The 26,534-nt window shown below is 37.6% G+C and carries 23 protein-coding genes; 11 read left to right on the top strand and 12 right to left on the bottom strand.

Annotation, left to right across the window (positions count from 1 at the left end; translation table 11 throughout):
- Positions 1–65 precede the first annotated feature (65 nt).
- The 8 genes from ACQWU4_RS02780 to ACQWU4_RS02745 form a co-directional block, all read right to left on the bottom strand.
- Positions 66–1,250 (bottom strand): hypothetical protein, encoded by a 1,185-nt coding sequence (locus ACQWU4_RS02780; protein ID WP_429934239.1) that lies wholly within the window; start codon positions 1,248–1,250, stop codon positions 66–68.
- A 165-nt stretch (positions 1,251–1,415) separates the two neighbouring features.
- Positions 1,416–2,249, bottom strand: coding sequence for a type 1 glutamine amidotransferase (locus ACQWU4_RS02775; protein WP_429934238.1), 834 nt, complete (start codon positions 2,247–2,249; stop codon positions 1,416–1,418).
- Between the two features lie 35 nt (positions 2,250–2,284).
- A complete protein-coding gene (locus tag ACQWU4_RS02770; RefSeq protein WP_429934237.1) occupies positions 2,285–3,403 on the bottom strand; it encodes a carboxylate-amine ligase in 1,119 nt (372 codons plus the stop codon).
- Between the two features lie 32 nt (positions 3,404–3,435).
- Positions 3,436–4,389, bottom strand: coding sequence for an ATP-grasp domain-containing protein (locus ACQWU4_RS02765; RefSeq protein WP_429934236.1), 954 nt, complete (start codon positions 4,387–4,389; stop codon positions 3,436–3,438).
- Positions 4,390–4,450: 61 nt separating this feature from the next.
- Positions 4,451–5,164 (bottom strand): alpha/beta hydrolase-fold protein, encoded by a 714-nt coding sequence (locus ACQWU4_RS02760; protein ID WP_429934235.1) that lies wholly within the window; start codon positions 5,162–5,164, stop codon positions 4,451–4,453.
- A gap of 29 nt (positions 5,165–5,193) precedes the next feature.
- Positions 5,194–6,405 carry an ATP-grasp domain-containing protein gene (locus ACQWU4_RS02755; RefSeq protein ID WP_429934234.1) on the bottom strand — a complete coding sequence of 404 codons (1,212 nt, stop codon included), beginning with the start codon at positions 6,403–6,405 and terminating at the stop codon, positions 5,194–5,196.
- 140 nt (positions 6,406–6,545) lie between these two features.
- Positions 6,546–7,961 (bottom strand): leucyl aminopeptidase family protein, encoded by a 1,416-nt coding sequence (locus tag ACQWU4_RS02750; RefSeq protein WP_429934233.1) that lies wholly within the window; start codon positions 7,959–7,961, stop codon positions 6,546–6,548.
- A gap of 4 nt (positions 7,962–7,965) precedes the next feature.
- Positions 7,966–9,087, bottom strand: coding sequence for an alpha/beta hydrolase-fold protein (locus ACQWU4_RS02745; protein WP_429934232.1), 1,122 nt, complete (start codon positions 9,085–9,087; stop codon positions 7,966–7,968).
- 202 nt (positions 9,088–9,289) lie between these two features.
- Between ACQWU4_RS02745 and glgB the strand changes: the two genes are divergently transcribed.
- The 10 genes from glgB (at position 9,290) to apaG (ending at position 21,733) form a co-directional block, all read left to right on the top strand.
- Positions 9,290–11,239 carry a 1,4-alpha-glucan branching protein GlgB gene (gene glgB, locus ACQWU4_RS02740; protein WP_429934231.1) on the top strand — a complete coding sequence of 650 codons (1,950 nt, stop codon included), beginning with the start codon at positions 9,290–9,292 and terminating at the stop codon, positions 11,237–11,239.
- The gene (locus ACQWU4_RS02735; protein ID WP_429934230.1) at positions 11,236–11,790 is read left to right on the top strand and encodes a hypothetical protein; all 555 of its coding nucleotides are present in this window, start codon (positions 11,236–11,238) and stop codon (positions 11,788–11,790) included. Before glgB ends, ACQWU4_RS02735 begins: the two co-directional genes overlap by 4 nt.
- A gap of 37 nt (positions 11,791–11,827) precedes the next feature.
- A complete protein-coding gene (locus tag ACQWU4_RS02730; RefSeq protein ID WP_429934229.1) occupies positions 11,828–13,252 on the top strand; it encodes a glycogen synthase in 1,425 nt (474 codons plus the stop codon).
- A 34-nt stretch (positions 13,253–13,286) separates the two neighbouring features.
- A complete protein-coding gene (locus ACQWU4_RS02725; protein ID WP_429934228.1) occupies positions 13,287–13,793 on the top strand; it encodes a hypothetical protein in 507 nt (168 codons plus the stop codon).
- A gap of 16 nt (positions 13,794–13,809) precedes the next feature.
- The gene (locus tag ACQWU4_RS02720) at positions 13,810–15,078 is read left to right on the top strand and encodes a glucose-1-phosphate adenylyltransferase (RefSeq protein WP_429934227.1); all 1,269 of its coding nucleotides are present in this window, start codon (positions 13,810–13,812) and stop codon (positions 15,076–15,078) included.
- 227 nt (positions 15,079–15,305) lie between these two features.
- A complete protein-coding gene (locus ACQWU4_RS02715; protein ID WP_429934226.1) occupies positions 15,306–15,893 on the top strand; it encodes an outer membrane beta-barrel protein in 588 nt (195 codons plus the stop codon).
- A gap of 93 nt (positions 15,894–15,986) precedes the next feature.
- Positions 15,987–17,027: an SRPBCC domain-containing protein gene (locus tag ACQWU4_RS02710; RefSeq protein ID WP_429934225.1), complete on the top strand. Its 1,041-nt coding sequence runs from the start codon at positions 15,987–15,989 to the stop codon at positions 17,025–17,027.
- 124 nt (positions 17,028–17,151) lie between these two features.
- Entirely contained in the window at positions 17,152–19,965 is a 2,814-nt protein-coding gene (locus ACQWU4_RS02705; RefSeq protein WP_429934224.1) for a 2-oxoglutarate dehydrogenase E1 component, read from the top strand.
- 41 nt (positions 19,966–20,006) lie between these two features.
- Positions 20,007–21,263 carry a 2-oxoglutarate dehydrogenase complex dihydrolipoyllysine-residue succinyltransferase gene (gene odhB / locus ACQWU4_RS02700; RefSeq protein WP_429934223.1) on the top strand — a complete coding sequence of 419 codons (1,257 nt, stop codon included), beginning with the start codon at positions 20,007–20,009 and terminating at the stop codon, positions 21,261–21,263.
- Positions 21,264–21,343: 80 nt separating this feature from the next.
- Positions 21,344–21,733 carry a Co2+/Mg2+ efflux protein ApaG gene (apaG, locus tag ACQWU4_RS02695; RefSeq protein ID WP_429934222.1) on the top strand — a complete coding sequence of 130 codons (390 nt, stop codon included), beginning with the start codon at positions 21,344–21,346 and terminating at the stop codon, positions 21,731–21,733.
- Positions 21,734–21,826: 93 nt separating this feature from the next.
- On the opposite strand, the gene ACQWU4_RS02690 is transcribed toward apaG, so the two are convergent.
- The 3 genes from ACQWU4_RS02690 to ACQWU4_RS02680 form a co-directional block, all read right to left on the bottom strand.
- Complete coding sequence (locus tag ACQWU4_RS02690; RefSeq protein ID WP_429934221.1) at positions 21,827–22,384, bottom strand: 3'-5' exonuclease; 558 nt, start codon at positions 22,382–22,384, stop codon at positions 21,827–21,829.
- A 193-nt stretch (positions 22,385–22,577) separates the two neighbouring features.
- Positions 22,578–23,555: a glycosyltransferase family 2 protein gene (locus ACQWU4_RS02685; protein WP_429934220.1), complete on the bottom strand. Its 978-nt coding sequence runs from the start codon at positions 23,553–23,555 to the stop codon at positions 22,578–22,580.
- Between the two features lie 5 nt (positions 23,556–23,560).
- Positions 23,561–24,445 (bottom strand): lysophospholipid acyltransferase family protein, encoded by an 885-nt coding sequence (locus tag ACQWU4_RS02680; RefSeq protein WP_429934219.1) that lies wholly within the window; start codon positions 24,443–24,445, stop codon positions 23,561–23,563.
- A gap of 80 nt (positions 24,446–24,525) precedes the next feature.
- Here ACQWU4_RS02680 and ACQWU4_RS02675 point away from each other — a divergent pair, with 80 nt between their 5' ends.
- Positions 24,526–25,098, top strand: a complete 573-nt coding sequence (locus ACQWU4_RS02675; RefSeq protein ID WP_429934218.1) for a thioredoxin family protein — start codon at positions 24,526–24,528, stop codon at positions 25,096–25,098.
- A 33-nt stretch (positions 25,099–25,131) separates the two neighbouring features.
- Here the strand turns inward: ACQWU4_RS02675 and ACQWU4_RS02670 are convergent, their stop codons facing one another.
- Positions 25,132–26,493: an aldehyde dehydrogenase gene (locus ACQWU4_RS02670; protein WP_429934217.1), complete on the bottom strand. Its 1,362-nt coding sequence runs from the start codon at positions 26,491–26,493 to the stop codon at positions 25,132–25,134.
- Positions 26,494–26,534 lie beyond the last annotated feature (41 nt).

Here is a 26,534-nt window from a genome sequence, read left to right as displayed (position 1 = left end):
ACAAATATAACAAATCCTCTGAATTCAGAGGATTTGTTATATTAATAGAAGTATTATTTGCCAATTTATTCTTCTCCAAAAAATGCATTGGAGCTTCCAATCCAGATTGCATCTTTCTTATTAAAATCTACATTCACCATTGCGGCTTTTGTCATTCTTCCAAGATTTTCCAGTAGAATAGGGCGTTCATCATTTTCATGCCATACATAAAGCAATCGGATTTCTGCTTTTGAAAACTCTCCGTTGATATCTTCAAAAATAGGTTCATAAGTTACTTTTCTCTGTAGGATATAGTTTTCCTTATCCTCAATAGCATCTGTAATTTCTTTAGTAGGATTTAAATTTACTCCGCTTCCTGCAAATGAAAATAAAGGTTTCAGTACAAAATTTTCAAGATTTTCATGCTCTGGAAATTCATGTAAGAAATAACTTTTCGGAACAAACTGATGTTTTAGAATAGGAAGAAGAAACTTTGATATTTTAAAGAACCAGTTAGGGTGGGTAATCCATTTTACATCAATATCATCACGGAAGTCAAATCCGGCTTTTAAATCCGGGATTCTGTCTAACTCATCAAAGATAACACGGTTATAGATCCTTTTGATTTCAGTAAGACTTCCATTGTTTTCATAGAACAGCTTTTTACCTTCTTTTTTTATTTTCGTCAGGCAGACTGTTTTTATTCCTAATAACTGTTCTGTTAAGGCAAAATCAATCGCTGTTTTTTGTTTTTCAGGAAATATTTCAAGGAGAATAACATTTTCCGGATTTTCATCACCAATGATCAGCTTTTTTAAATGATTTTCAAATTCCGAATGAGGCATTTTATTTTTGATCTCAGAGAGAAAAGAGTAGACCTCACAGAAAGTTTCCTCAAAAACCTTTTGAAAAGCATATAGTGAAGGGAAGGCCTGTAACTCTATCAGTTGTGGTTCTATTGCTCCGTTTTCACTTCGGCAGATCCCGAAATCGATGGTGAAAAAGTGAGGCTGAAGAGTATCATTGGGAACCCTGCAGTTGTCCGGAACAGCTTTATAAAGTACTTCAGCAGGAAGTTCTTTAATCTGGTCGATAATACTTTCACTGGCATCAAGAAGTTTGCCTTTAAATTCATTGGTAAGGAAGAGAGGGCTTTCCGAAATTCTGAATGCCGGTGCAATACCTCCTTTCTGAGCAAGTTTATCTTTAAGCTGATCGTATTTTTCTTGGGAAAACTCCTGGTTGAACTGTTTTCTGTATCTAGGGATCATATTTTTTCTTTGTGATTTTGATTTAAAAAATCGAGCTGTTATGCCCGATTGAATTATTGTGATTTATTTATGCTTCGACTCTGCTCGGCAGGACATTTCTAATACTATTTGTCTTTTTTGAGCTGTCACGCTGAGCGGAGTCGAAGCATTTATTTCATAAAAAGCTTAAGCTAAAACTTCACTTCCCTTCAAAATGTTTTTTTTTGCAGACTGAAGGAATCTCGGAAGGATCTGGCCTCTGGTAAGAATGATCTTATCTTCATCATCTATTCTGTCTATGGTTTCAAGATATTTCTCCATCCCGAAGTTTTCGATCATAGCTGCCTTATTTTTTTCGTCTTTCAGATTTTCAATCATGCCTTTCGGATCAGCTTCCGGGTGGAATTGTGTTCCAAATATTTCATCCGAGAAACGTACAGCCATAACAGCTCTTTCCAGATTAATATGCGGTCTGAATTTCTCAATGGCCATGATTTTCATATCCAGTTCATCAAAACGGTCCATATCCGGCTCAATAAACTGATAAGCTCTGGAATCTACAGCATAAAAAGGATCCTGAAGATTTTTGAATAAGAATTCCTGTTCGCCTTCCTCTGTCTTGTGAACCGGCATTACCCCAAAAGAATAAGATTTTCTTTTACAGATATTTCCCAGTTTCCAGTGGATGCTTGCCAATTGGAATGAATGGCAGATCAGGAACAGATATTTTTTATCTTCATTATATTTATTATGCTCTAAAACAGCATCCAGAAAGCTGGAATACTTATCTTCCCATTCCAGACCTTCCCTGTGTGGATTTCCCGGTCCTCCTGAAGAAATAAAGATATCAAAATCATTAATGTCCGGCATTTCATTCTTAAACCTTACATCAAATGTTTCGATGGTCACATTTTCTTCAGAATTCTGCTGGAAAGCTTCTGAAATCTCTTTAATATTTCTAAGGCCCTGATTTACATGATTGTTGTTCATGTCTATCAATGCAATTCGAATATCTCTCATACTACTTCATATTTTTTGCAAAGTTACCAAAAATATTATGAAGCTGTTTCGCCATGTGTTATGCCATACTCTGTTTCAGAGATCATATAATCTACCACTTTTGTAAGATCACCGGTCTCCTTAAACACTTTAAGCTGCCTGTCGGCTCCGGTTCCATTTTCCAGGATAGTCCAGGCGTATTCCACTTCTTTTCTGCAGTCAAGATCATCCACAACATCATCAATGAACTCCAGAAGTTCTTTTAAAAGATCCGGATAAGGAACGGATTCTTCTTTTCCGAAATCAATAAGATGAGCTTCAATACCGCTTTTGGACGCTCTCCACTTATTTTCGTTCAGTAATAATCTTCTGTAGCTTCTGAAACTTAAATTCTGCTGATGAAGCTTATAGATTTTTGCTACCAGACTCTGCATTATGGCAGCCATACAAACCGTTTCCTCCAGTCTTAAAGGCATATCACAGATTCTGAACTCAATAGTAGGGTAGAAAGGGTGAACACGCAGATCCCACCAGATTTTTTTTGCATTGTCGATAGTTCCGGTTTTTACCAGAAGGTCAACATAGCTGTCAAACTCGGCCAATGAATTGAAATAACTTGGAATACCTGTTCTTGGGAATTTTACAAAAATTTCCTGTCTGTAAGATTTGAACCCTGTATTTCTTCCAATCCAGAAAGGAGAGTTTGTAGAAAGCGCATAAACGTGAGGCAGGAAATATCGCATCACATTCTGTATTCTTACACCTTCTTCACGGTTGGGAATTCCGATATGAACGTGTAGTCCGAAAATTAGATTTCCACGGGCAACATCACCCATATCATCTACAATTTTGTTGTAACGTTCCCCATTGGTGATCGTATTATGTTCCCAGTTTGAAAAAGGGTGAGTTCCTCCTCCGGATACACGAAGTCCCTGTTCATGGGCTGTATTGATTAAATGTCTTCTAAGGTTCGTCAACTCGGCTCTGGCTTCTTTGATGTTCTGGCAGATGCCGGTTTCCATTTCGATCATAGATTCGTGCATTTCGTGTTTTAAATTCTCACTTAAAACCGCTTTTCCACCCTCTATGATCTTCGAAACATGAGATATTAAGTCTCTGCTCTCAACATCAATGATCTGATATTCTTCCTCGATTCCTATAGTAAATTGATGCATTTTTTTTTCGTGTTTTTTTATTTTTTTAATGATTATTTTACAGAGTCTTTTACGAAAGTACCCCAAGAGATATTAGGTTTTCCCGGAACATATTCTTTCGCTTTTTCAATAGCAAGTTTAGCCGCATGCTCTACGATCCAGGCAAAGTTTTCTTCACCTACAGAGTTTTTATCTGCATCCGGAGCCGGATTACAGAAGTCGATAGCATATGGAATTCCATCTCTGATGGCAAATTCCACAGTATTGAAATCGTAGCCCAGAGCTTCGTTCATTTTAATAGTATAGTCGTGGATCGTTTTTAATAATTTCTCCAGATCTTCACCCTGAGTCTGGTGCGTGGTGGCATATCTCAAATGATGCGGGTTACGAGGCTCATAAGGCATTATGTGAACATATTTTTTGCCCAGACAGTACACTCTGTAATAATCATCAAAGACAATTTCTTCCTGTACCATCATAACCAGCTGTTCCGTTTCACTTAATTTATCCCATAGATCTTCCGGGTTCTCCACTCTGTATACACTTTTCCATCCGCCTCCGTCATGAGGTTTCATGTAAGCCGGGAATCCTACATAATTGAAAATATATTCCCAGTCATGAGGAAATTTAAGGTTTCTGAATGATGTTTCCGATGTATCTGTAGGTCTTTCATGCGAAGGAAGCAATACTGTTTTAGGAAGTGGAATTCCCAGTTTTGTCATCAGTGCATTATTAAAGAATTTTTCATCTGCGCTCCACCAGAACGGGTTATTGATTACATAAGTTCCGTTAAGGGCTGCATTTTTCAAATAAGCTCTGTAAAAAGGAACGTCCTGCGAAATTCTGTCGATAATTACTGCATAGCCGTAATCAGCACCTTGTTCCAGTTTGTCGATATTTACTGCTTCAGCAACGATCTCGCCGCCTCCCAGTTCATTCACTTTGTCGATAAACGCCCAAGGAAATGTATCTTCCATACCGAATAGAATTCCCACTTTTTTTGCCATAATTTCTGTTTTTTAGTTGGTGTATGTGTTATTATTTTTATCTTCTTAAATATACTGTTTTTCAGGAGAAAAATGCTCCTATAAAGGTTGGAAAAACCATTCTCCATAATGGCCAGTCGTGGTTGATCCATTTTCTTTCATCATACCAGAAATCTATCCCTTTTGAGCTCAGGATCTCTGCCATTTCAATATTTTTATCCTTGCAGATGTCCTGATCGGAAGTACTCAATACAATGTGCATATGTTTATATTTCCAGGCTTCGTCATTCTTTACAAATTCCCTCGGACAGTTAAAATAAACAAGCTCATCCGAATATCCATCCATGAAATTCCTGATGCTGAACGCTCCGGAAAGACAGAACAGGTGTGAAACCACATCCGGGAATCTGAATGCAAAATTAGCGGCATGATAACCTCCGAAACTTGCTCCGGCCACTGCAACACGGTGTGTTTTGTGGATCTTCTGAATGTATGGAATAAATTCCTGGATCAGGAATTGTACATACATTTCATAATTTTTTATTCTCTGCTGAGGAGATATCTTTTCATCATAAAAACTCCAGCTGTCAATGGTCTGAATATTATAAAGCTTTACTTTTCCCTGCTCTATGAACCAATTGATACTTCCGTTAAGATGGAAATCATGATTTTGGGTGTACTGTCCCTGAGAAGTAGGAAACATGACAACCGGGTATCCGTAATGTCCTGTAACCTCTACTTTAAGGCTTGTTCCTAATATATTTGAGTAATAATCTGTATGTTCTATATGCGGCATTGATAAATTTCTTTTGTTATATTTTGTGTTTAGCTTGTCAGTTTACTTTTTGGGGGCAGAATATTCAGCATCTCTTCCTGAATCTTTTCAGCTGCACTGTCTAGCCTTTCCTGTATAATGTTCGGGTCACTGGATTTGTAGACAATCCCGACGTGGTAATCAATAGGAAGGAATTTTACAGCTTCTTCACTTTCAAAAGTGCTGTAATCAGGATGTTTATCTTTAATCAGAGCAACAATGAGTCCTGAATAATAACCGGTAGGTTTTGAAGCTTCATAAGTTTTTCCACGAAGCAGAGCATCTTCAATCTTTGCCCATTCCTTCCAGATGTTAATATTACTGGAAGCTTCAACAAGATCCGGAATATGCGCTCCTCCAACTCGGGAGGACGTTTCTAGGAAATACCATTTTCCATCAGCCTTTCCCCGGATAAATTCCGTATGAGTGGCTCCGTTAAGCAATCCGAAACTGGAAAGAACTTTGGCGTTGACTTCTTCAAGAGCTTTAAACTCATCAGAATATCTTCCCAGAGTTTTGGACCTGAACACGCCGCCTTCATGCGAAACCTGCATAGGCGGGGCAAGATATTTGGAAGCAGATGTAAATACAATTTCTTTATTAAAAGTCAGGCTGTCCACATGATAAACATCTCCGGGTTTAAAGCTTTCCAGTAAGAACAGGTGTCGCTCTTCACCAAGAGTATCCAGTTCATTCCAGAGTTCATCTTTGGAAGTCAGCTTTTTAATTCCGGATGCTGATGCCTCTGAACGAGGTTTCAATACCCACGGAGCCGGAACTTTTTCAATAAAGCTGTTGACTTCATCATTATTAAAAACCGCTGTAAATTCCGGAACGCTGATTCCCGAATCTTTTGCTTTCTGGCGCATAGCCAGTTTATCCCTGAAATACCGGTGTGTGGTCTGTCCCATCCCGGGAATACGGAATGTTTCCCTGATCAGTGCTGCCTTTTCTACGTCATAATCGTCGAGCGCCACTACAGCATCTACTTTTCTGGTTTTCATCAGGTGTGAAAATCCCTGGATCAGATGTTCCAGGTTCCAGACTGACGGTTTTAATTCAGCCATATAAAATACCTCATCAATAGCATGCCATGGCCAGTTTTTTTCTTTAAGGCCCTCTGATGTTACCAAGATAATTTTATTACCGAGCTTCTTCATTTCATCCATGAAATCATAGCCCTTGTAATAGCACGAAATACATACTATAGTTTTCTCCTCCATACAATGTTTTTTAGTTTTTGGTAAATTATCAAAAATAAAAGCAATTTTTTATTGATTAATTAATGTTAAAAAATATAATAAACTGCGTTTTTGAAAATGTACAATCAAGTATACAGAGAAATTTTGTAAAAAACTAATTTTTAGTGATAATTTTCAATTAAATCGGCCAGTAATTGTACCCCAAATCCGGTTGCTGCTTTTTCTTTTGAATATCCTGTACTTCCGAAGGCTACTCCTGCAATATCGAGATGGGCCCATTTAGGATGATTTTCAATGAATTGTTCCAGAAATTTAGCGGCAACAATACAGTCGCCAATAGGTTTCATGGAAATGTTTTTTAAATCTGCCACATCAGACTGTATATCATCTTTCCATACGTCCCATAAAGGAAGATTCCAGACTCTCTGGTTGGTAATATCTCCGGTTTTTATCAGAAGATTTTTCAAATCATCATTATTGGAAAACATAGCTCCGCAGGTATCACCGAACATTCTGACAGAGCTTCCGGTCAAAGTGGCAAGATCGATCAGGAAATCCGTTTTGTAGTTTTTGGCCAGATAAGAAAGTCCGTCGGCAAGGATCATCCTGCCTTCTGCATCCGTATTGAGGACTTCAATAGTTTTTCCGTTGTAGGCTGTAATAACATCGCTCGGAAGAAAAGCTTTTTCAGAAATAGCATTATCCGTAACAGGAAGCACAGCAATGATATTGACCGGAAGTTTCATTTCTGCTGCATAGATTAATGTTCCGATAACAGCCGTGGCGCCGCCCATATCAGATTTCATATAATGCATATTGTCCGGATTCTTCAGTGAAATACCTCCCGTGTCAAAGAGAACACATTTTCCTACCAGACCAAATGTTTTGGCGTTTTTAACAGCAGTTTTATATTCTATGATGGTAAAAGCTGCATCATAAGCACTTCCCTGATTAACGGAAAGATAAGCACCTAAACGAAGCTCTTCACATTTTTTTCTGTTGAATACTGTATATTTTAATTCATATTTCTTGGCTAAGTTTTTTAGATATAAACTTAACATATCGGGTTTTTTAAGATTGGCGGGTTTATTCAGCCATTCCTGACAGGCAGTTTGTCCGTTAGCAAGTGCTTCAGCTTTTGAACTGATTGTATCCAGTTTTTTCTGGCTTAAATTTTCAAAGTGAAGTTCAAATTTAGTATTCCAGAAAACATGTTTTTTATCAAAAGGATAAGAATAGGTTCCTAAAAGTAATCCTTTTACAAACTCTTCAAACTGTTTTTCTTTAAGAAAATCTGCCAAAATTAGGGTTGGAGCGGCCTGAAGCTTTTCTTTCTGGGTTTGAGAAAGCTTTACGGCAACCTGCTGGATCTCGAAATTCTGTAGTGCTGATTTTCCCAGGCCGATCAGATAGGTAATGCTTTCTTCATCAGTATGAATAAAAACCTCATATTTCTTTCCGGAGAAAAAGGAAGAAACATTTTTATTGTAATTCTTGCTGGATTTTGTCCATTCTTCCTCTGTAAACAGTTGAAAAATCTGGGTATATTTTTTATTTTTTTTATTGATTAATTTCATAAACTTAATTTTTAACGCTTTGTTGTTGTGGTGTTACTTCTACAGGATTTTCTGTATTATCATAGAACAGCCATTCAATGGCTCTCGGAAACTCCTGTGACCAGTAAAATTCACTGTGGGTTCCTTCCGGGTTGATGCTGGTCCTGAATTCAAAATCAAAAAGATTCTTCTTTTCCCAGCGTCTCAGATATTCTTCAAAGACATGGATTCTTTTTACCATTTTAGAACCTTCCTGACCGCCTCCGTACAGGTATATTTTTGTTTTAAAAGGAATCCTGAAATTCATCAGTGGAAAGTTATTGTTAGGCTCTACCCAAAGTGAAGGAGAGAAGATCAGCAGTTTAGAATAAACCTCGGGATAAAGAAATCCACTGTAAATGCTGATCAGAGCACCCAAAGAGCTGCCTCCGATTCCTGTATTTTCACGGTCTTTCTTGGTACGGTAGTTTTCGTCCACAAAAGGTTTCAAAGTATCTGTAATAAAACGGATGTATTTTTTACCCTCCGAGCCGTTGGCTACATTATCGTTATCAAAGATATATTCCTTGATACGTTCTTCACTGCCGTGCTCTATGGCTATAATAATTACGTCGCCCCGGCCGTATTCGGCAAGAATAGACAGCTTTTTATCTATTTCCCAGTTTCCGTATCCGCTTCCTTCATTGAAAAGGTTTTGGGCATCCTGGAGATAAAGTACAGGATAGCTTTTATCGGATACATAATAATCGTAGGGAAGTACAGCCCATATTTTACGGTAACGTTCAAGCTGCGGAATATAGAATTCCTCCGAAATAACTTCTGCGATCGGGAAAAATTCCTTTTTGAAAGGTCCCCAGTTGAGCCTCCATTTTTCTACGCTGTCAGAGGTTTTTCCCAATGCTTTTTCGGCTTTGCGGTTTGGAGTAATGCTTCCGTACTTATCAAGCTCTACGTTTTCCCAGCCTCCCTTTGTGAATTTGTATTCCACAGTATCAGGAAGGATTTCATTATCGATTTCTATAAAGTAATTGTGCGGATCCAGCTGTTTAAGCTGATAATTGGAGTCTCTGGGATTCCAGTTGTTAAAATTTCCGGTGATGTACACCGTTCTGTCATCGCTTTCTTCAGTATAAAGTTCAAACTTCATTATGTGTTTAATATAAAATTGTAGCTAAATTTATAAAAAAGATTGTTTTAAAATCATAAAAAAGTGAATGTAAAAAATAATATATTTGATTAATGTCCCAAAAAGAGAGAAATTAACATAATAATAATTTGATTAATTATTAATCATTATTGCAGGGAATTTTTGTAGTTTCAAAGAAAAAATAAAGTATAACGATATCTTGATGAATTCTGTTAAAACCTATACGCTGTTTACTGATCATGATGTCTACCTTTTTAAAGAAGGCAGGCATTATAAGCTGTATGGGAAATTTGGGGCACACTCTGCTGAAAAGGATGGAGTAAAAGGTGTTTATTTTTCGGTATGGGCTCCCAATGCCAAAAAGGTTTCCGTCATAGGAAATTTCAACAACTGGAATCATAAAGATCATATCCTGTTTCCCCGATGGGATGGATCCGGGATCTGGGAAGGCTTTATTACCGGACTTACGTGGGGCACATTGTATAAATATGCCATAGAAACTGCCAGAGGTGAAATTCTGGAGAAAAGTGACCCCTATGCTTTAAGCTGGGAGCAGAATTTACAGGCAGCCTCGCTGGTTTCCACAACCTGGTATGAATGGAAAGATGAAGACTGGATGGAAAATCGCTGGAAAAGCAATAGTCTGAACGCACCAATATCAGTTTACGAACTTCATTTAGGCTCCTGGGTAAGAGAGGGCAATGCTCCGGACAGGTATTTAAATTATCGAGACATTGCTGAGAAACTGGTTCCTTATGTTAAAGAAATGGGTTTTACCCATGTGGAATTCATGCCTGTTATGGAATATCCGTATGATCCGAGCTGGGGATATCAGATTACAGGGTTTTATGCAGCTACATCACGCTTTGGCTCGCCGCAGGATCTCATGTTCCTAGTTGATGAGCTTCATAAAAATGATATCGGAGTTATCCTGGATTGGGTACCGTCCCATTTTCCGGGAGATGCCAACGGACTTCATCGTTTTGACGGTTCTTTTCTTTACGAACATGAAGATCCCAGAAAAGGCTTTCATCCTGACTGGAAGTCCTATATTTTCAATTATGGCAGAAATGAGGTGAAGTCCTTTCTGATTTCCAATGCCATGTTCTGGCTGGAGCGTTATCATGCCGACGGGCTTCGTGTAGATGCGGTCACCTCAATGCTTCACCTCGATTATTCAAGGAATGAAGGCGAATGGGAACCTAATATAGAAGGAGGAAATGTAAATCTTGAAGCTAAAGCTTTTTTACAGGAATTTAATACAGCAGTTTACAAAGAATTCGGAGACAGTATTATTACAATAGCAGAAGAAAGTTCAGATTTTCCGATGCTTACAAAACCCGTTCATGACGGTGGAGTAGGTTTTGGAATGAAATGGATGATGGGATGGATGCATGATACACTGGACTATTTTAAAGAAGATCCGATAAACAGGAAATACCATCACCATAAAATTACTTTTGCATCCGTGTACATGTATAATGAAAATTATATGATGCCTTTGTCACATGATGAAGTGGTACATGGAAAAGCGAGTCTTATCTATAAAATGCCGGGTGATGAATGGCAGAAATTTGCCAATCTCCGGGCACTTTACGTCTATATGTATACTCATCCGGGAGCCAAGCTTCTCTTTATGGGAGATGAATTTGCACAAACGGGCGAATGGAACTTTACCCGAAGTTTAGATTGGCATTTGCTGCAGTACCCGGTTCATAAAGGAATGCAGATCCTTGTCAGAGATCTGAACCATTTGTACAGGCATGAATCTGCTTTTTATGAAAATCAGTTCAATAAAAATGGATTTGAATGGGTGGAAGCAGATGATCTGGAGAATTCGGTATATGTGTATCTCAGAAAAGGTAAAAAAAGAGATGACGTTTTAATGGTTGTTCTCAATCTGATTCCGCAGGTGTTAGAGTATACTGTTGGAGTAGATGCAGGAACCCACTGGGAAGTTGTATTTAATTCTGATGATGAGAAATATAACGGCAGTGGTGTGAATGCTGATATCATGAATGAAAAGCATGAAAAATGGAGGAATTATCCGAAATCTATCACCATAAAACTTCCACCGCTAGCAGGAATTATTTTAAGACAGAGAAAAGATAAAAAATATAAACTGCAAAGAATAAAACAGCATAAGAAATGATCCAGGTTTTAGATATTTTAGGAAAAGAATACCGGGAAATAAAAGAATTTGTAACAAGCCTGGATTTTGACGAAGAAACACTGGCGCAATTTGATATAGCAGGTTTTGATCCACCTATACCTATATTAGAAGGTAAATTGAATAAAGAATTTTATTTTTTTAATTTTCAAATTGAAAAACATAAAGTAAAATTTTCAAAGAATAGGGTGTCAGAAGTAGTTTTTGGGACTGATTATGATGAAACGGTTTTAATTATAAAATACCTGATCAGTGACACTAATTTTAAATTCAGGTATTTCTCCGAAGAATTAATTGACCATACCGAATTTAAGGATATTGGAAAGTCAGATAATGATGAGATCCAGTTTAAAATTAAAAGATTACATTTTGAAACTGAGAGGTCGGAGGAATTTGATATAGAAAAATTAAAAGAATATGGAATCCTGACATTTATTTCAGATGAGATGAACATTGTGATGGAGCATGAAATTCTGGGAGATGGTAGCTTGATTTATATTTTTACAATTAGTAAGATTGGGAAAACGGAATGAGAATGGTTCGGAATAAAAAACAAATGATATTTAAAAAATGAGTAAGGAAAAGACTATGGTAATATATCACTTAAGTACAGAATGTTATCCAGTAGCAAAAGTAGGTGGTCTTGCAGATGTTGTGGGAGCACTGCCAAAATATCAGAATAAAATAAAAGGAATAGAGGCGAAGGTGGTAATGCCTTGGTATAACAAACCTTTTGTCCATGAACATGAATTTGACATTATTTTTGATGGTTTTATCCATCAGGGAGGAAATATGCTTCAGGTTCAGGTAATGAAAGAGCAAACAGATGTTCTGGGATTTGAGCTTTATATGGTTAAAGTTCCCGGGCTTTTAGACAGGGACAATCCTTATGGATACCAGGACGAAAGCTACCAGTTTCTTGCTTTTCAGCATGGGGTTCTTCACTGGCTGAGTGCAATGAAAATCCGCCCTGATGTTCTGCATTGTCACGATTATCATACAGGATTGGTGCCTTTTATGACCCAGCATTGTCCTGAATTTGAATTCTTAAAAGGCGTAAAAACAATAGGAACTATCCATAACGGAGAGTATCAGGGAATGATGAGCTGGAATATGGCGAATTATATGCCGTCTTTTGATTCCTATAAGTGGGGACTCATGGACTGGAACGGTTATATGAATCCATTGGCAAGTATGATTAAATGCTCGGATGCTTTTACAACAGTTTCGGAAGGCTATCTGGAAGAACTTTTCATCAGCTTCCGGGGGCTGGAAAGTTTAGTGCGTCAGGAGTTCGGGAAAGCCTACGGGATTATCAACGGAATTGATACGGAAGTCTGGAATCCTGAAACCGACCCGATGCTGGATTTTAATTTTAATGTTAAAAACGCTGTAGCCCAAAAGAAAAAGAATAAGGAAAAGCTTTGCGAAGAATATGGTTTGAAACCGGAACTTCCCCTATTTGCCTTTATAGGAAGATTTGCTACCGAAAAAGGGGCAGATTTCCTTCCGGATGTAGTCTGGAAAAGTATCAAACAGAGCTATGGAGCATTGAATATTATGATTCTTGGCTCAGGGAACAGTTATATTGAAAATAAACTTAAGGAATACGCATATACATATACCAATTTTGCCCTGGATCTCGGATATAAAGAGTATCTTTCCCATAAGATCTATGCCTCGGCAGACTTTCTGCTGATGCCGTCAAGAGTGGAGCCATGCGGGCTTAACCAGATGTATTCCATGAGATACGGGACGGTTCCTGTAGTAAGATATACCGGAGGACTTAGAGATACGGTAGAAGATATTTCAACCGGTGGCGCAGGCCTGAATTTTACTTATCCGGGAGTAGATGATATTGTGCATGCCATGAACAGGGCATTAGTAGTTTATAACCAGAAAGGAGCCATGAAAGATCTTATCCATGCCAACATGAATTTTGATTTTGCATGGGAGAAATCTGCTGAAAAATATATAGCTTTATATAATAACTGATGTCATGAAAGTTTCCGGGCTTCTTTTCATAATCATGATCACATTTTTTTCATGTAAAGAAGATGAAGGGAGCTATCATGGAGGGTATTACTGGACTTATGGATACGGGCTTCCGGTAATGGGTGCGCAGGAAGCTATGGATGGTATCTCAGAAAAATGGAAAATTAAACATTATGCTGTAGCCGGTTGTATGATTGAGCCCGAACAGGAGAAAGCGGTCAATGCTGCCAATAAAAGAACATATGCAGCTTTGGAACGTAAATACGGGAAAGGGTGGCAGGATTTATACAGAAAAGATATGAACGATTTTGCCATGAAGAAAATAGATGTCATGGATGTTTTGATCACCAATGCATTATTCAGGGACGAACTGAAAAAACATTACATAGAAATCTATAACGTAGACAAAGAGGTGCTGGAACTTAATAATGATGAAGACTTCAGGGTTATTGTTTATAATGATGCCCTCAAATATGAAAATAAAGAGAGCTTCAGATTAATGGTAAATATTAAAAACAGAACAGTAAACTTAACAAAATAAAAACGCAACATAGCTTATGAATCGCAATGTTATTTCCATTGTTTTAGGAGGAGGAAGAGGGACAAGACTTTTTCCCCTTACTTATTCAAGATCAAAACCAGCTGTTCCGATTGCCGGAAAATACAGATTGGTAGATATTCCTATTTCCAATTGTCTCAACTCAGGACTGAATAAGATCCTGGTTTTAACACAGTTTAATTCGGCTTCATTAAATTCACATATCAAGAATTCCTATCACTTTGATATTTTCAGCAAAGGCTTTGTAGATATTCTTGCTGCCGAACAGAATGTGGAAAACGACAGTTGGTATCAGGGAACGGCAGATGCAGTCCGCCAATCCATGAAGCATCTTGAGAAATATGATTATGACTATATTCTTATCCTTTCCGGAGATCAGCTTTATCAGATGGATTTCAGGGAAATGCTGAACTTTCACATAGAAAATGAAGGAGATGTAACGATTGCCACCATTCCGGTAGTCGCAAAAGATGCTACAGGATTCGGAATTTTAAAGTCTGATGATGATGGTAATATAACCTCTTTCTATGAAAAACCGGAGTATGATATTCTGGATGGCTTAAAATCTGAAGTTTCAGAGGAAAATAAGTATAAAGGAAAAGAATATCTGGCATCAATGGGTATTTATATATTCACAAGAACCATCCTTAAAAAGATGTTTGAGGAAGGAGCTGGTGATGATTTCGGGAAAGATATTATTCCGAACTCAATCGGGAAATATAAAACCTTGAGCTACCAGTATGAAGGCTACTGGACAGACATCGGAACTATAGAATCCTTCTACGAAGCGAATCTGGATCTGTGTCAGGACTTTCCGCAGTTTAACCTGTTTTCGTCTTCTCCTATTTATACAAGAGCAAGAATGCTTCCGCCATCCAAGATCAACGGTTCATATGTAAGTAAAGCCGTTTTTGGAGACGGATGTATTATTATGGCGGACAAGATCGAAAATTCCGTGATTGGAAACCGAACGAGGATAGATAAAGGAAGTACCATTGTGAATTCTTACGTAATGGGTGCTGATTTCTATCAAAATACCACAGAAATTGTCCTTAATGACAGAAGCGGCCGCCCGAATATGGGAATCGGAAAATACTGCTATATTGAAAAGGCTATCCTTGATAAAAACTGTTATGTTGGTGACAATGTGAAAATAATTGGCGGAAAACATATTCCGGATGGAGACTATGGAACTTATTCCGTTCAGGATGGAATTGTCGTAGTGAAAAAAGGAGCAGTTCTGCCTTCAGGAACACATATAGGATAGAAACTGTATCAATTCAAAATAAAAAGTATCTCATCCGGGATACTTTTTTTTGTTTTTTTTAATAATTCAGATTTGAAAGAAATATTTATTGTTTTGCCCTGTTAATAGTCTTTTGAAGACAAATGGTCATATCTTTTCAACCATATTTCAAATGTTTTTTTAACAAATTTTATGATTTGGCACGCGGATTGTTAACAACTCTCCCGAAAAATACAAACTTTGAAATTATGAAAAAAATCTTGGTTATTGCGGCCGTAGCTGCATTCGGAATGGTGAGTGCTCAGAAAAATACTTTATTAGTAGGAGGTAACATTGGTTATAACAGTGATAACACTACTATTTCCGGAGAAAAAAGTAAAACAGAATCTTTTAGTTTTACTCCTACAGTGGGGTATCAGTTTAGTGATAATTGGACGGCAGGTATCAATTCTACCATTACATCAGGGAAAAGACCTTCGGATTTTGGAACATTAAAAGAAAACGGTTTTGCTATTGGACCATTTGTTCGTTATGCAGTGCCATTGAGCCAGACTTTTGCTGTTTATGGAGATTTAGGAGCAGGATATCAGAGCATGAAAAACACTTATACTGTTGGATCTGCTTCCAGTGAAGCAAAGCTTAACGGGTTTTATGCCAACTTTACACCGGCATTATTTATCAACTTTAAAAATGGTTTTGGATTGAATTTCAACATCGGAGGGATCAGATATGGCCATTTGAAACAGGATGGTGCTGATTTCAAAAACAATAAATTCAATTTCTCTTTTGGTAAAGAAGTGGGAGTGGGTATTTCTAAAAACTTCGGATTAAAATAATTCCAATAGAAATAATAAAAAGACTCTGTTAAAATTAAAAATCAAAGTGATCATCATATTGGTCACTTTTTTTATTTGTATTACTTTTGTGCGATGCGTTTTTTTAAAATAATAGCCGTAATTGTCATTCTTCTGGTAGGAGCTTATGCTGCTTCCATGTATTTTTTTGTGGACGAAAACAAAGATTTTAAGATTGAAAAAGAGATTGATTATCCCTTGGATAAAGTTTTTCCCCAGTTTAATAATCTGCAGCATTTTACCCGGTGGAACAATTTTTTTACGAGCTCGCCGTCTATCGATATAGATTATTATACTCCCTATGAAGGGCAGGGAAGCGCAATCAGTTATGTGGATTCTAAGAACGATACGGACGGAGAAATGTTCATCCGCTATGAAAATCCGGCTAAAAGTTTAAGATACCAGCTTTTTGAAGACAGAAATGAAAACCCAACAGTGGTGGATGTTCAATTCAAAGCTGTTTCTCCCGATAAAACAAAAATTACATGGTCTGTACATACACCCAAACTTTCCGTGTTGAGAAGAGTGGAAAATTTCTGGACAGAAGACCGGTTTGCCGAAAATATTACCAAAAGTATGGTAAATCTGAAGAATGTTCTGGGCAATAAAGTGGAAAAAGACAACCAGATGGCTTCTATCAAGTATGACAGTCTGATGGTTGAAAATGAAGAAAGTAAGCTGCTTTTGGGCATCAATGTAAGCACATCCAACAAAAAAGAGGCCCTCTATAAAAATATCGTTATGAATTACAGCAAAATTTATAACTATGTGACGATGGATCTTGGTAAAAAAGATGATGAATTTGGCTTTCCTGTGCTGATTACCGATGCGGACAACTATAAAGACAAAGAAGTTTCTTATTTCCTGGGAATTCCTCTTTCCAAGAAGATTGGAGTTCCTGATAATAATTTCAGTTTTCGTACTATAAATCCTTCCCAAAATTATGTAATGTACTACAAAGGAAATTACGAGGGCAGAATACGGGCGGTTCAGCAGCTGATTCAGAAGGCGAAAAAAGACGAGATGCGCTTCGGAGATGTCCGTCAGACCTTTATTGAACGTCCGATTGAAGGGCAGGAGGTGAACATTAAGCTCTCATTATCAGTGTTTAAGTAATTTTTTTCTGATTATTTTTTTCTTAATTTTTTTTAACGGTTTCAGGCTGTCTTAACTCGGTTTTTTTTATTAAATTTGAAGATTAATTCTACAAATAAATTTTAATAATAGATAAACTGTAATAATGGACAGATTTTCATTCCTAAACGCAGCTCATTCTCAGTTAATTGAGGATTTATACCAACAGTACTTAAAATTCCCGGATTCTTTAGAGCCATCATGGAAAGCCTTTTTTCAAGGGTTTGATTTTGCTTTGGAGAACTACGGAGATGACGATAACATCCAATACATCCAGGCTCCGGCCAGCGCTGCTCCGGCAGTACAGCAGATTTCTCAGGCAGTAGCCGGTGGAGAAGTTCCTGAACACATCAAAAAAGAGTTCAAGGTAGTAAACCTTATTGAGGCTTACAGAACAAGAGGGCACCTGTTCACAAAAACAAACCCTGTAAGAGAAAGAAGACATTATACACCTACTTTAGACATTGATAACTTCGGTCTTTCTAAAGAAGATTTAAATACAAAATTCAACTGTGCCCTTGAAACGGGGATGAAAGAGCCTGCTACACTTGCAGATCTGATCAAGCATCTTGAAAATATCTACTGCGATTCTATCGGGGTGGAATATATGCACATCAACAATGTTGAAGAAAAAGATTTCATCAAAAGATGGCTTCAGGTAAACGAAAACCACCCAAGTCTTTCTGCCAATGAAAAAACTGAGATTTTATTAAAATTAAATCAGGCAGTAGCTTTTGAAAACTATCTTCACACAAAATTTGTAGGACAGAAGAGATTCTCATTGGAAGGGGGAGAAACATTAATCCCTGCTTTAGACCAGTTAATCACAAGATCTTCTCAGTTGGGAGTGGATGAAGTGGTATTGGGAATGGCCCACAGAGGAAGATTAAATGTACTGACCAACATTTTCGGGAAATCTTATAAGCAGATTTTCTCAGAATTTGAAGGGAAAGAATTTGAAGAAGATGTATTTTCAGGTGACGTTAAATATCACTTGGGATCATCTAAAAAAATCAAAACGGCTTCAGGAGAGGAAGTTTGTATTAATTTGACTCCTAACCCGTCTCACCTTGAAACGGTTGCTGCTCTTGTAGAAGGTATCTGCCGTGCAAAAGTAGATGACAAGTATAAAGATTATTCCAAAATTTTACCAATTATCATTCATGGGGATGGAGCTATCGCAGGACAAGGGATCGCTTACGAAGTTGCCCAGATGATGACTTTGGAAGGGTACAGAACAGGAGGTACGGTTCACATCGTTGTAAATAACCAGGTTTCATTTACAACCAACTATATGGATGCAAGATCTTCAACATACTGTACAGACATCGCAAAAGTTACAGAATCTCCTGTAATGCATGTAAATGCTGACGATGCAGAAGCTGTTGTTCATGCAATCCACTTTGCTGCTGATTTCAGAGCAAAATTCGGAAAAGATGTCTACATTGACCTTTTAGGATATAGAAAATATGGGCACAATGAAGGAGATGAACCAAGATTCACTCAGCCTAATTTATATAAAACAATTTCAAAACATCCGAATCCAAGAGAAATTTATAAAGATAAATTGCTTAAAGACAGCGTTACTTCAAATGATGTTATTGCTAAAATGGAAACGGAATTCAAAGCTCTTTTAGATAAAGATTTTGATGCATCCAAAGAGATTGAAAAGAATGTAATGGATCTGTTCATGGCTGAAGATTGGGTAAACTATCCGATTGGGAAAAGAGGGGCTGTTCAGAATGCTGTAGATACTAAATACAATTTAGAGAAACTTAAAGAACTGGCAATTAAAATGTCAACCCTTCCTGCTGATAAGAAGTTCATCAATAAAATTACAAGATTATTCGAAAACCGTATCAAGGCTATCGAAGGAAATTCATTAGACTGGGCTCTTGGAGAATGGCTGGCTTATGCTACGCTTCTTGTGGAAGGTCACAACGTAAGAATTTCCGGGGAAGATGTGGAAAGAGGAACATTCTCTCACAGACATGCTGTAGTAAAAACAGAAGATACAGAAGAAGAATATATCCCGTTAAGACATGTTTCAGAAAGCAGATTTGATGTATTCAACTCTCATCTTTCAGAATATGGTGTTTTAGGTTTCGATTACGGATATGCTATGGCTTCTCCTAATACATTAACTATCTGGGAGGCTCAGTTCGGAGACTTCGTGAACGGTGCTCAGATCATCGTTGACCAATATCTTGCAGCTGCAGAAGAAAAATGGAAAATTCAGGACGGATTGGTAATGTTATTGCCTCACGGTTCAGAAGGCCAGGGTGCAGAGCACTCTTCTGCAAGATTAGAAAGATTCTTAACGCTTTGTGCGAACGAAAATATGGTGGTAGCCAATATCACTTCACCTGCTAACTATTTCCACTTATTAAGAAGACAGCTTAAATGGACATTTAGAAAGCCATTGATCGTAATGAGCCCTAAATCTTTATTAAGACATCCGAAAGTGGTTTCTCCACTGGAAGATTTCGCAAACGGTTCATTCCAGCCAATCTTGGATGATCCTGCAGCAGATCCTAAAAAAGTAGAAAAATTAGTATTGTGCTCAGGTAAATTATACTTCGAATTATTAGCGAAGAAAGAAGAACTTAACTGTGAAAATATTGCCCTGGTAAGATTCGAGCAGCTATATCCGCTACAGGCAGATGCTATTGATGCTATCTTCAGCAAATATGATAACAGAACACAACTTGTTTGGGCTCAGGAAGAACCTGAAAACATGGGAGCTTGGTCTTATATCCTGAGAAACTTCAGAGATACAGGAATCCAGGTGGTAGCTCCGGTACCAAGCGGTGCTCCGGCTCCGGGAAGTCACAAAATGTTTGAGAAAAACCAGAATGCAGTGATCAACAGAGTTTTCGACAGAGACGATGCTCCTGCAAAAAGACCCGTTACAGCGTAATTAAGAATAATATCCAATTAAAAAAATAAAAAATACTCAATATGTCAGTTTTAGAAATGAAAGTTCCTTCACCGGGAGAATCCATTACAGAAGTTGAAATTGCAACTTGGCTTGTGAAAGATGGTGATTATGTAGAAAAAGATCAGCCAATCGCAGAAGTAGACTCAGATAAAGCAACTCTTGAATTACCTGCAGAACAAAGCGGTGTGATTACTTTAAAAGCAGAAGAGGGTGATGTAGTACAGGTTGGTCAGGTAGTTTGTTTAATTGATATGGATGCTGCAAGACCTGAAGGTGCAAGCGCGCCTGCTGCTGAAGCTCCAAAACAGGAAGAAGCACCGAAAGCTGCTGAGCCGGCTAAACAGGAAGCTCCTAAACCAGCTGCTCCGGTAGCTGCTCCTCAAACTTATGCAACAGGAGCTCCATCTCCTGCAGCTAAAAAGATTCTTGACGAAAAAGGTGTTGATGCAGGACAGGTTTCAGGAAGCGGAAGAGACGGAAGAATCACTAAAACTGATGCAGAATTAGCTGCTGTTCCGGCTTTAGGAGGAAGCCCTGCTACTGCAACAGGAGCACGTACTACTACAACTACCAAACTTTCAGTTCTAAGAAGAAAAATTGCTCAGAGATTAGTATCTGTAAAGAATGAAACAGCAATGTTAACGACTTTCAATGAAGTTGACATGTCTGAAATTTTCAGATTAAGAAAGCAGTATAAAGAAGAATTTGCTCAGAAACATGGAGTAGGATTAGGCTTTATGTCTTTCTTTACAAAAGCGGTTACAAGAGCATTACAGATGTATCCGGATGTAAATGCATCTATCGACGGAGATTTCAAAGTAAACTATGATTTCTGTGATATTTCAATTGCGGTTTCAGGTCCTAAAGGATTAATGGTTCCGGTATTGAGAAATGCTGAAAACATGTCTTTCGCCGGAGTTGAAGCTAATATCAAAGATCTTGCGACTAAAGTAAGAGACGGTAAAATTACTGTTGATGAAATGACTGGCGGTACATTCACTATTACAAATGGTGGTACTTTCGGATCTATGATGTCTACACCAATCATCAACCCTCCACAATCTGCAATCTTAGGAATGCACAACATTATCCAGAGACCGGTAGCAGTTGACGGACAGGTTGTGATCAGACCAATGATGTATGTTGCCATGTCTTACGACCACAGAATTATTGACGGAAAAGAATCTGTAGGATTCCTTGTAGCAGTAAAAGAAGGTATCGACAACCCTGTTGAAATATTAATGGGAGGTGACGAAAGAAAAGGCCTTGGATTATAAATTTTAAGAAAATTATAACATATTCTTACAATCTCGCCCTAAAAAGGCGAGATTTTTGTATTTGTTAAGAAAATACTAAGATGATGTTCTCAAAAATGACTTCCAATATCAAAGTTTCAGTAATACCTGAATATGATAGTAAAAACAGTTATCCGTCTGAAAACCGTTACGTCTTCAAGTATAATATTACGATAGAAAATGACGGCAGCTTTCCTATTAAAGTCCTTAAAAGAAAATGGCTGATCTTCGACGTAGGTTTTGGATACACTGAGATTATAGGAGATGGTGTGATAGGATTGACACCAGAGATTCCTATAAGTGAAAATTTCGCTTATTTCTCCAATGTGATGCTTCGGTCCGGAGTAGGAAGTATGAGCGGAAAATACCTTGTTAAAAACATGGAAACGCAGGAAACTTTTGAGATTGAGATTCCAAAATTCAATCTGCTGTCTGAAGTGTTAAGTAATTAGGAGTATTCCTTTATATTTACCGTTTTTTAGATTTGATTTCCAAGAAGTGTATTCTTCCTGGCAGGCCGGAAATGAACTTGCAAATTTCTTTGGTTATAGCTTTTTAATATATTTATTTAAAAAAGAAGTATGTATTTCTTCATTTTCAGTCATGATCAGTTTTTCAAAAGCCAGTAAAGAAATCTTTGCACAGGCTTCGGCATCATCTCCCGCCCGGTGATGGTTGAGATTGATTTGATGGTGTTCAGCCAGATGTTTCAGTCCGTATTTCGGAAGATAATTCCATGATTTTTTTGCTAACTGAATACTGCAGAGATAATTCAGTTTCGGTTTAAACATACCATAATGCTCAAAGCATCCTCTTAAGACACCTGCATCAAAGCTTGCATTGTGAGCAATCATCAGTGTTCCGTACATCATTTCTTCAGCTTCATACCAGATTTCATCGAAAGTAGGAGCGTCTTTTACATCTTCAGGAGTTATTCCGTGAACTCCGATATTAAATCTGCTGAAATAGGGGAAGCTGGGAGGCTTTATCAGCCAGGTTTTTGTCTCTATGATTTTGGAATCCTGAACAACGCAAATACCCATTTCGCACGCCGAACTTTTTTCGTGTGTTGCTGTTTCAAAATCTATTGCGCAGAAATCCATATTTAATAAGTGAAGAATTTAAAGTGATGAATGATGAACTGTGTAAGTTATGACTTTTTTATGACATCAGGGTTTAGGAATCTATATTATGATGGATTGTTTTTAAACTACCCCGTCTTTTTGCTTGGCAAAAATTCACCCCTTCAGGGAAGGGGAATTAAAGCTGGTCTCATGAACCTGAATGTCGAAACGATTATTTGCTGCCCAAAAAATGCTTAAATATCAGCCATTTCGATTGATAGAACTCAGATTTCTGATGTTGCTGACGCAGTTTCCATGTTCCCGGAAGTTGTCCGTAAAATCCGAAATGTGCTCTTACAACAGCCCAGAGATGTGAAAAACCATTCTTTAGCCCGAAATAAATTCCTGCAATTCCATCCAGACATAGCCTGGAAAATATCAACCATACAAGCTTTGGAAATGGCAGATTTTTCAGCATCATGGAAAGATTGTTTCTGATATTTAAATAGGTTTTCTGAGCGCTTTGTTTATTCAGTGTTCCGCCACCCACATGATATACTTTTGATTTTCCCGTATAGAAAATTTTCTTTCCGGAATTAATCAGCCTCCAGCAAAGGTCAATTTCTTCCTGATGGGCAAAAAATCTTTCGTCGAAACCATTTTGTTCCCAGAAGTCTTTTGAACGGACGAAAAAGCAGCAGCCTGAAGCCCAGAAAATTTCAGCTTCATCATCATACTGACCTTTATCTTCTTCGAGATCGTCAAATACACGTCCCCGACAGTATGGATAGCCCAGATTATCAATGAGTCCTCCGGCAGCACCTGCAAACTCAAACTGGTTTTTATTGTTAAAAGATAAGATCTTAGGTTGTACGGCAGCAATGGAGGGATCTTTCTGAAGTAAGTCCAGAACCGGGTTTATCCAGTTTTCAGTAACCTCTACATCTGAATTGAGAAGACAGTAATATTCATTTTTTATCTCCTTTAAACCCTCATTATAACCGCCTGCAAAACCATAATTTTTATCGTTTTTAACGATTTTTACAGTTGGAAAATGAGTCTGTACAAATTCTATAGAATCGTCGGTAGAAAGGTTATCAATTACATAAATATCCGAATCCTGAGAAAAGCTGACCACACTGGGAAGAAATTTTTCAAGCCAGTTTTTACCATTCCAGTTTAAAATGACGACTGCTAAATTTTTAGGCATGAGGATTATATTTTTTCAGCATCAAAGGTTTTAATGGAATCCTGATACTTCCATTTTCTGTGTGACCATAAATAATTGTCCGGATGCTTTTGTAAAGTATTTTCCAGAAGTTTATGAAATTTTCTTACCACTTCATGCTCGGTAAACTTTTCACCATCAGGATAAATTCTGTGATAATTTACCTGATAATAGCCTCGTTTTACCTTTTTCATTTCACAGTAAATAAAGGCAAGGTCCATTCTGGTAGCCAGTTTATCGTACCCTATAAAAGCAGGGGTTTTCTGATTTAAAAATTCTAATCCGTAATTAACATGGGCAACGTGAGGAGTCTGGTCAGCTACAAACATATAGGCTGATTCTCCGTCATTTTTAGACCTGAAAATATTCATGATCACTTCATTGGCTTCTAATGCCTCATTTCCGAACTTATTCCTAACCTTCTTCATCTGGTTTTCCCAGAAATCACTGTTTACCTTTCTGTATACCGGATGGCAGTGTTTCTGAGGGATAATTCGTGCAAGTGCATTAATCCACTCCCAGTTGAAGACATGTCCCGCAAGCATGATAATATTTTTGCCTTCAGCTTTAGCTTCATGGAACAGTTCCTGATTGATATGCTGCATTCTTACGCGTGATTCCGTCTCGGAAATACTGAAAGATTTGATGGTTTCTACAAGATAATCCGAAAAGTTGAGATAGAATTTCTTTCTTATAACCCTGATTTCCTCTTCTGATTTTTCAGGAAAAGAGTTTCGGAGATTCTGCGTGATTACCTGTTTCCGGTAGCCGACAAGATAATAATTTAGGAAAAATATAACGTCCGAAAAAATATACAATACTTTAAGCGGAAGTTTAGAAATGAAATATAATATTTTGATAAGGAAACTCATAAAACATGCAAATCTAGTGATAATAAAATTATGGTTCTATTTTTGCTTGCAATAAGTATTATTTTTTTTATTTTTATGTTATGAAAAAATTGTCGGTCATAGCCTTTCTCGGACTAAGCATATTTGCTTTTTCCCAGGAAACAAAAAATACACCGGAAGGTAGAAAGCAGGATAATGCTCTTCTGGTAAAAGCTGATCATGCAGAACTGGATGCTAAAAAGAAAGCAGCTGAGGAAAAAGCAAAACTTCCAAAGCCTTATGATCCAAAAGCTAATGCAGAAGCTGATATTACCAAGTTAACAGCTCAGGCTAAAAAGGAGGGGAAAAATATAATGATCCAGGCAGGAGGAAACTGGTGTATCTGGTGTCTCCGTTTCAATAATTTTGTTCAGAATACTCCTGAACTGAAGGATACTGTAGACAAAAACTATGTATATTACCACCTGAATTATTCTCCGGATAATAAAAATGAGAAAGTTTTTGCCAAATATGTAGATATTAATGAGAAGCTGGGCTATCCTTTTTTCATTGTTCTGGATCAGAATGGTAAGGTCGTTCATGTTTTGAAAGACAGTTCAGTGCTTGAAGAAGGTAAAGGATACAGTAAGGAAAAAGTAAAAGAGTTCTTTGATCAATGGGCTCCTAAATCATAAGACAAAACCGGGATACTTCCCGGTTTTTTTATTTTATAACAACTTTCTGATCCATTTCAGTTTTTTCTCAGAATATGGCGGATACTTTATATCAGGTTCACCCCAGGTTGCTTTTTCCAGAATAGACTTCTGATGCGAAAAGGCCTCAAAACCATATTTTCCATGATAATTTCCGGTACCGGAATTTCCGACGCCACCAAAAGGAAGACGGTCGTTCCCCAAATGCATAACTACATCATTGATACATCCGCCACCAAATGATAATTTCATGGTAAAAGCTTCTTTTTCTTCTGAATTTTTAGTAAAAAGATAGGCAGCAAGCGGTTTTTCGTGCTCCAGGACAGAATTAAGGATATGATTAAAATTAGTAAATCTAATAACCGGTAGTATAGGTCCAAAGATTTCTTCCTGCATGACATCATCTTCCCAGTTAATATCATTCAAAAGAGTGGGTTCTATAAACAGTTTTTGCTCATCGGAATTTCCTCCAAAATATATTTTTTCTTTATTGATAAGCTTTACTAACCGCTGAAAATTTCTTTGATTGATAATTCTAGTATAGTTCCCGGAATCCGGGTCGTATTTAAATTCTGTGATATATTTTCTCAGCATTTCAAGAAACTGTTCGTGAATGGATTCTTCAACCAGCAGATAATCCGGAGCAACGCAGGTTTGTCCGGCATTGAGAAATTTACCCCATACAATTCTTTTGGCTGCTACTTCAAGGTCGGCGTCTTTGGTTACAATCGCTGGAGATTTACCTCCCAATTCAAGAACTACAGGGGTCAGGTTTTCTGCAGCAGCCTGATAGATAATCTTTCCGACTTTAGTGCTTCCGGTAAAGAATATTTTATCGAATCTTAACTTCAAAAGTGCCGTGGTTTCATCAATGCCGCCCTCATAAACGTACAGGTATTCAGGAGGAAAGTTTTCATTAATGAGCTTGGCCATTGCTTTCATGGTATTTTCAGCAATTTCACTTGGCTTCAAAATGCAGCAGTTTCCTGCAGCCAGTGCAGCAATCATAGGAGATAGCGATAACTGATAAGGGTAATTCCAGGCACCTATGACAAGAATACAACCCAAAGGTTCGGGATGAATTCTGCTTTTCCCCAGTTGATTCACCAGATTGGTCCTTACTTTTTTAGGTTTTGAAAGAGCATTTAAATTCTTCAGATAATAATCAATATCATTCAGAACAAACGAGATTTCTGTTGTAAAAGTATCAAATTTCGATTTCCCAAAATCTCTGTAAATGGCTTCATATAGAATTTCTTCATTGTTTATAATGAGATTGCGAAGCTTTTCAAGATACATTTTCCTGAACTTGATATTTTTTGTTTGCTGTGTTTTGAAAAAAGCTTTCTGATTATTCGCGATTTCCTGAATTTCCATACAATCCAATTTCATAAATTACAGCAAATTTCCGGCCTAAA

The organism is Chryseobacterium sp. MIQD13 (assembly GCF_050496705.1).
In the GTDB taxonomy this organism is placed as follows: domain Bacteria; phylum Bacteroidota; class Bacteroidia; order Flavobacteriales; family Weeksellaceae; genus Chryseobacterium.
This window is presented reverse-complemented; position numbering and strand designations above follow the sequence as displayed.

What these genes read in the sequence shown, in the direction of transcription:
- ACQWU4_RS02780 (WP_429934239.1), bottom strand. Translation starts at nt 1,250, where the DNA reads ATGATCCCTAGATACAGAAAACAGTTCAACCAGGAGTTTTCCCAAGAA.
- ACQWU4_RS02775 (WP_429934238.1), bottom strand. Translation starts at nt 2,249, where the DNA reads ATGAGAGATATTCGAATTGCATTGATAGACATGAACAACAATCATGTA.
- ACQWU4_RS02770 (WP_429934237.1), bottom strand. Translation starts at nt 3,403, where the DNA reads ATGCATCAATTTACTATAGGAATCGAGGAAGAATATCAGATCATTGAT.
- ACQWU4_RS02765 (WP_429934236.1), bottom strand. Translation starts at nt 4,389, where the DNA reads ATGGCAAAAAAAGTGGGAATTCTATTCGGTATGGAAGATACATTTCCT.
- ACQWU4_RS02760 (WP_429934235.1), bottom strand. Translation starts at nt 5,164, where the DNA reads ATGCCGCATATAGAACATACAGATTATTACTCAAATATATTAGGAACA.
- ACQWU4_RS02755 (WP_429934234.1), bottom strand. Translation starts at nt 6,405, where the DNA reads ATGGAGGAGAAAACTATAGTATGTATTTCGTGCTATTACAAGGGCTAT.
- ACQWU4_RS02750 (WP_429934233.1), bottom strand. Translation starts at nt 7,961, where the DNA reads ATGAAATTAATCAATAAAAAAAATAAAAAATATACCCAGATTTTTCAA.
- ACQWU4_RS02745 (WP_429934232.1), bottom strand. Translation starts at nt 9,087, where the DNA reads ATGAAGTTTGAACTTTATACTGAAGAAAGCGATGACAGAACGGTGTAC.
- glgB (WP_429934231.1), top strand. Translation starts at nt 9,290, where the DNA reads ATGAATTCTGTTAAAACCTATACGCTGTTTACTGATCATGATGTCTAC.
- ACQWU4_RS02735 (WP_429934230.1), top strand. Translation starts at nt 11,236, where the DNA reads ATGATCCAGGTTTTAGATATTTTAGGAAAAGAATACCGGGAAATAAAA.
- ACQWU4_RS02730 (WP_429934229.1), top strand. Translation starts at nt 11,828, where the DNA reads ATGAGTAAGGAAAAGACTATGGTAATATATCACTTAAGTACAGAATGT.
- ACQWU4_RS02725 (WP_429934228.1), top strand. Translation starts at nt 13,287, where the DNA reads ATGATCACATTTTTTTCATGTAAAGAAGATGAAGGGAGCTATCATGGA.
- ACQWU4_RS02720 (WP_429934227.1), top strand. Translation starts at nt 13,810, where the DNA reads ATGAATCGCAATGTTATTTCCATTGTTTTAGGAGGAGGAAGAGGGACA.
- ACQWU4_RS02715 (WP_429934226.1), top strand. Translation starts at nt 15,306, where the DNA reads ATGAAAAAAATCTTGGTTATTGCGGCCGTAGCTGCATTCGGAATGGTG.
- ACQWU4_RS02710 (WP_429934225.1), top strand. Translation starts at nt 15,987, where the DNA reads ATGCGTTTTTTTAAAATAATAGCCGTAATTGTCATTCTTCTGGTAGGA.
- ACQWU4_RS02705 (WP_429934224.1), top strand. Translation starts at nt 17,152, where the DNA reads ATGGACAGATTTTCATTCCTAAACGCAGCTCATTCTCAGTTAATTGAG.
- odhB (WP_429934223.1), top strand. Translation starts at nt 20,007, where the DNA reads ATGTCAGTTTTAGAAATGAAAGTTCCTTCACCGGGAGAATCCATTACA.
- apaG (WP_429934222.1), top strand. Translation starts at nt 21,344, where the DNA reads ATGATGTTCTCAAAAATGACTTCCAATATCAAAGTTTCAGTAATACCT.
- ACQWU4_RS02690 (WP_429934221.1), bottom strand. Translation starts at nt 22,384, where the DNA reads ATGGATTTCTGCGCAATAGATTTTGAAACAGCAACACACGAAAAAAGT.
- ACQWU4_RS02685 (WP_429934220.1), bottom strand. Translation starts at nt 23,555, where the DNA reads ATGCCTAAAAATTTAGCAGTCGTCATTTTAAACTGGAATGGTAAAAAC.
- ACQWU4_RS02680 (WP_429934219.1), bottom strand. Translation starts at nt 24,445, where the DNA reads ATGAGTTTCCTTATCAAAATATTATATTTCATTTCTAAACTTCCGCTT.
- ACQWU4_RS02675 (WP_429934218.1), top strand. Translation starts at nt 24,526, where the DNA reads ATGAAAAAATTGTCGGTCATAGCCTTTCTCGGACTAAGCATATTTGCT.
- ACQWU4_RS02670 (WP_429934217.1), bottom strand. Translation starts at nt 26,493, where the DNA reads ATGGAAATTCAGGAAATCGCGAATAATCAGAAAGCTTTTTTCAAAACA.